A 4,509-nucleotide genomic window follows, 5' to 3' on the forward strand; every position below is an offset into this window, starting at 1 on the left:
AAGCCGCTGAAAGCTGAATCTTTTGAGTCGGTTGGGCCGAAAATCGCTTTTGAGAAGTGTCCATGTCTCTGTCCATTTCGCCCTTCACACCTCGGCCAATTTGTGATTCGATTCGGCTGAAAACGTTCGTTGATGCCAGTGGGGTGTGTGCCCAGTAGCGGAAAAACCCACTTTTCAGATACGCGAATCAAATCAAGCAGTTGCTTGTCTCGCGAGCGCAAACTTCGGACTAGACGAGATCGAAAGCTTACGCTGCCATGAACTCCGGGTTCTGCTCGACGAGCGCTATTTTGAGCTTTTCCATGGCGCGCGCCTCGATCTGACGGACACGCTCCTTGGAGATGCCGAGCGCCTCGCCGAGCGATTCGAGCGTGGCGCCCTCGTCGCTTAGCCGGCGCTCCTCGATGATCCTGAGCTCGCGGGCATTGAGCGCGCCGAGCGCCGTCTTTAGCCAGACAGAGCGGCGTTCGACGTCGATCGTCTCGCCGACGATCTCATCCGGCAGCGGATCGTCCGAAATCAGGAAGTCCATCCGCTCGGTGGCGCCGGCATCTTCGGCGAGCGGCTGGTTGAGCGAAGAGTCCGGCGCCGAAAGGCGGGAATCCATCATCGCCACGTCGGCCTCGGAGACGCCGAGCGCCACCGAGACCTCGCGATAGAGCGAGGCATTCGAGAGCGGCTCGGCGCCGTTCGCCAAGCGGGCGCGCAGGCGCCGCAAATTGAAGAACAGCGCCTTTTGCGCCGAACTGGTGCCGCCCCGCACGATCGACCAGTTGCGCAGGATGTAATCCTGCATCGAAGCGCGGATCCACCATGTCGCATAGGTCGAAAAGCGCACTTCGCGCTCCGGCTCGAAACGGGCCGCGGCTTCGAGCAGGCCGACATGGCCTTCCTGGATCAGGTCGCCGAGCGGCAGGCCGTAATGGCGGAATTTCGAAGCCATCGAAATGACCAGACGCATATGCGCCATGGTGATACAGTGCAGCGCGCGCTGGTCGTTGTCTTGCCTCCAGCGCAAGGCAAGAAGGTGTTCTTCCTCGCGCTCGAGGTAGGGGGCCTTCATCGCCGCCCGAACCATGGTTCGTCCTGCCGTATCTTCGATCATGCCGGCTCCCTGTTCGGCTTGCGGACGGACTGGCGGCCGCGACCTTGCCAGGCGCGGTTGAAATGTCGACGTTGCGCCCTAGAACAGACAAACTCGCCATGCCGGGGAATGTTCCGACGTGGCGCCATGCAGGTTGAGTTGCGGGAAGGGCATAGCGGCGACGTCCATAGATGCGCGCGCGGCAGTCGCTCGGCTTTTGAGAATGAGATTTCTAAAAAGGGCAATATTTGAAAGACAATTCCTTATTTTGCTTGCCTGCATCTGCCATTTTCTAGCCCTCCACAAAGCGGCCGGATATCGGCCAAGGACGGGATCACAGAAAAATGAAATGGCTTACATCGCTCATCATCGCCGGAACGCTGCAGGTTCTGGCCGTCACATCGGGCCAGGCCGGCGCCAATCTCGACCAGATCAAGCAAGCCGGCATTATCAAGGTCGGCACGGAAGGCACCTATGCGCCCTTCACCTATCATGATGCATCGGGTGCGCTGGTCGGCTTCGACGTCGAGATCGCCAAGGCGATCGCCGACAAGCTCGGCGTGAAGGCCGAGTTCCTCGAAGGCAAATGGGACGGGCTGATCGCCGGCCTCGACGCCAACCGCTACGACGCCGTCATCAACCAGGTCGGCATCACCGAGGCGCGCAAGGCCAAATATGACTTTTCCGATCCCTATATCGCCTCCAAGGCGGTGCTGATCGTGCGCGGCGACAACACCGATATCAAGGGTTTCGCCGACCTCAGGGGTAAGAAGGCGGCGCAGTCGCTGACTTCGAATTTCGGCAAGCTTGCCGAGACCAACGGCGCCGAACTCGTCGGCACCGACGGCTTCGACCAGTCGATCCAGCTCTTGCTTACCGGCCGCGCCGACGCCACCATCAATGACAGCCTGTCCTTCCTCGACTTCAAGAAGCAGAAGCCCGACGCCAATGTGAAGATCGCCGCGCAAGAGGAAAACGCCGACTATTCCGGCGTCATCGTGCGCAAGGGCGATCCGGAGCTGGTCGCCGCCATCAACAAGGCGCTGGCCGACATCAAGGCCGACGGCACCTATCAGAAGATCGCCGACACCTATTTCGGCCAGGACGTTTCGAAGTAACGCATTCGCCGAGCGGGCCGGTCGCCGTTCGGCCCTGACTGTTTCGCGGCGAGCCGTCTTTGACGGCTCGCCGCTTTTCGCATGATATGCACGGCGATCTCGCCAAAGCGCGTCGTGTTTGAACGGCTTCACGCGACGCGTTTTGGCTCTTGTTTTTTTGTATGTCGTTATCGCAAAACCGCTGCGCATTTGCGCGACATGCATTAGGAGGGGCCTCTCGTGCCGCACTGGCTGCAATTGATGCTGGACTCGTTGCCGACGCTGTTGTGGGCGGCGCTGATCTTCACCGTGCCGCTGACGCTGCTGTCGTTTGCCTTCGGCCTGTTCGTCGGGCTGGTCGTAGCGCTGGTCCGGCTGTTCGGCCCGAAACCCCTGGTCGCCGTGGTCCGCTTCTACGTCTGGATCTTCCGCGGCACGCCGCTTCTGGTGCAGCTCTTCCTGATCTTCTACGGCCTGCCGTCGGTCGGCATCCTGCTCGACGCCTTTCCCGCGGCGCTGATCGGCTTCACCCTCAATATCGGCGCCTATACGTCGGAAATCATCCGCGCCGTCATCGGCTCGGTGCCGAAGGGGCAGTGGGAGGCGGCCTATTCGATCGGCATGACCTGGAGCCAGGCGATGCGGCGCACGATTCTCCCGCAGGCCGGCCGCGTCGCGGTGCCGCCTCTGTCCAACACCTTCATCTCGCTGGTCAAGGACACCTCGCTGGCCGCCGCCATCACAGTGCCGGAGATGTTCCAGGCCGCGCAACGCATCGTCGCCACCACCTATGAGCCGCTGATCCTCTATGTCGAGGCGGCGATCCTTTACCTCGTCATGAGCTCGGTGCTGTCGGCCTTGCAGACGCGGCTGGAGGTGCGCCTCAACCGCTATGGCGGTTTCCTGGAGGCGCGGTCATGATCGGCCTCACCGATATCGAGAAGCGCTTTGGCGACAATCTCGTGCTGAAAGGGGTGACCGTCAGCATAGAGGAAGGCAGCGTCACTGCCCTTGTCGGCCCCTCGGGCGGCGGCAAAAGCACGCTTTTGCGCTGCATCAACCTGCTGGAGATCCCGACCTCCGGCACGGTGCGAATCGGCGACGAGACACTGGAATTCCGCCCCGGGATCAAGATCTCCACGAGGGACATCCAGCGCCTGCGGTTGCAGACCGGCATGGTGTTCCAGAATTTCCAGCTGTTTCCACATCGCACCGCGATCGAAAATGTCATGGAGGGGCTGGTCACGGTGCTGAAGTGGCCGACGGAGAGGGCGCGCGGGCGGGCGCTTGCGCTGCTGGAAAAGGTCGGGATGGCGCACAAGGCCGATGCCTGGCCGGCGACGCTGTCGGGCGGCCAGCAGCAGCGCGTGGCGATTGCCCGGGCGCTGGCGCCGTCGCCGAAAGTGCTGCTCTGCGACGAGCCGACCTCCGCGCTCGACCCCGAACTGGCGCAGGAGGTGGTCGACGTGCTCGGTCAGCTCGCCAGCGAGGGCACGACCATGGTGATGGCGACGCATGATCTCAGGCTCGCCTCCAAGATCGCGCAGGAAGTGGTGTTCCTCGATGCCGGAGTCGTCGTCGAAAAAGGTCCGGCCGCCGTGTTGTTCAGCAATCCGGAGCGGCAACGGACCAAGCGGTTCATTGCGACCTTGAAGCAGGAGGCGGAGAAGGAAAGCGGCGGCGAGGGATAGATCTCCCGGTCAGTCTGCGGCTGTGTTTCGGCGTGCAAGTTTGACCCCGTGAGAGGGGTTAGTGGCCGATTGTGCCCGCTACGACAGCCCGAGGAGGGCAATGATGGAACGGTCCAAGATCCTGACCACGATGAGTGAACTCAAGCTCTACTGCATGAAGAATGCCTACGACGAGATCATAGCCACCGCCATCAAGCGCCAGCACGATCCCCAACGCGTCGTGGCCGACCTGCTCACCTCCGAGATCGCCGAGAAGCAGGCTCGCTCGATCAAGTACCAGATGACCATCGCCAAGCTGCCGCTCGCCAAGGATGTCGAAGACTTCGACTTTACCGAGACCGGGATCAACGAGACCCCTGGTTCAGGACCTCGCACGCGGTGACTTCCTCGCCCATGAACGCAATGTCGTGCTGATCGGCGGCACCGGCACTGGAAAAACCCACCTGGCAGGGACGCATGGCCGATTATCTCGGGCGCAAAGACTTCGTCGTGCTCGATGAACTTGGCTATCTGCCATTCGCCCAGTCCGGTGGCCAACTGCTATTCCACCTGGTCAGCCGCCTCTACGAGCAGACCTCGGTCATCGTCACCATCAACCTGACCTTCGGGAAATGGCTCTTGGTCTTCGGTGACCCAA

4 protein-coding genes and 1 pseudogene are annotated in these 4,509 nt (G+C 61.6%); 4 read left to right on the forward strand and 1 reads right to left on the reverse strand.

The features are described 5' to 3' along the window. Positions 1-247: 247 nt before the first annotated feature. Complete coding sequence (locus MESS2_RS08720; RefSeq protein WP_008873815.1) at positions 248-1,105, reverse strand: RNA polymerase factor sigma-32; 858 nt, start codon at positions 1,103-1,105, stop codon at positions 248-250. A gap of 323 nt (positions 1,106-1,428) precedes the next feature. Between MESS2_RS08720 and MESS2_RS08725 the strand changes: the two genes are divergently transcribed. From MESS2_RS08725 to MESS2_RS30785, 4 genes and pseudogenes are all read left to right on the forward strand, one after another. Then, a complete protein-coding gene (locus tag MESS2_RS08725) occupies positions 1,429-2,202 on the forward strand; it encodes an amino acid ABC transporter substrate-binding protein (RefSeq protein WP_008873816.1) in 774 nt (257 codons plus the stop codon). 219 nt (positions 2,203-2,421) lie between these two features. Further along, positions 2,422-3,102, forward strand: a complete 681-nt coding sequence (locus MESS2_RS08730) for an ABC transporter permease subunit (RefSeq protein WP_008873817.1) — start codon at positions 2,422-2,424, stop codon at positions 3,100-3,102. Beyond that, positions 3,099-3,872: an amino acid ABC transporter ATP-binding protein gene (locus MESS2_RS08735; protein ID WP_008873818.1), complete on the forward strand. Its 774-nt coding sequence runs from the start codon at positions 3,099-3,101 to the stop codon at positions 3,870-3,872. The genes MESS2_RS08730 and MESS2_RS08735 overlap by 4 nt, the downstream gene beginning before the upstream one ends. A gap of 103 nt (positions 3,873-3,975) precedes the next feature. Beyond that, positions 3,976-4,509, forward strand: a pseudogene (locus MESS2_RS30785) (ATP-binding protein); the annotation flags it as partial.

This window comes from Mesorhizobium metallidurans STM 2683, assembly GCF_000350085.1.
Classification (GTDB): Bacteria; Pseudomonadota; Alphaproteobacteria; order Rhizobiales; family Rhizobiaceae; genus Mesorhizobium; species Mesorhizobium metallidurans.

Coding starts and splice junctions, on each gene's coding strand:
- MESS2_RS08735 (WP_008873818.1), top strand. CDS start 3,099: ATGATCGGCCTCACCGATATCGAGAAGCGCTTTGGCGACAATCTCGTG.
- MESS2_RS08720 (WP_008873815.1), bottom strand. CDS start 1,105: ATGATCGAAGATACGGCAGGACGAACCATGGTTCGGGCGGCGATGAAG.
- MESS2_RS08725 (WP_008873816.1), top strand. CDS start 1,429: ATGAAATGGCTTACATCGCTCATCATCGCCGGAACGCTGCAGGTTCTG.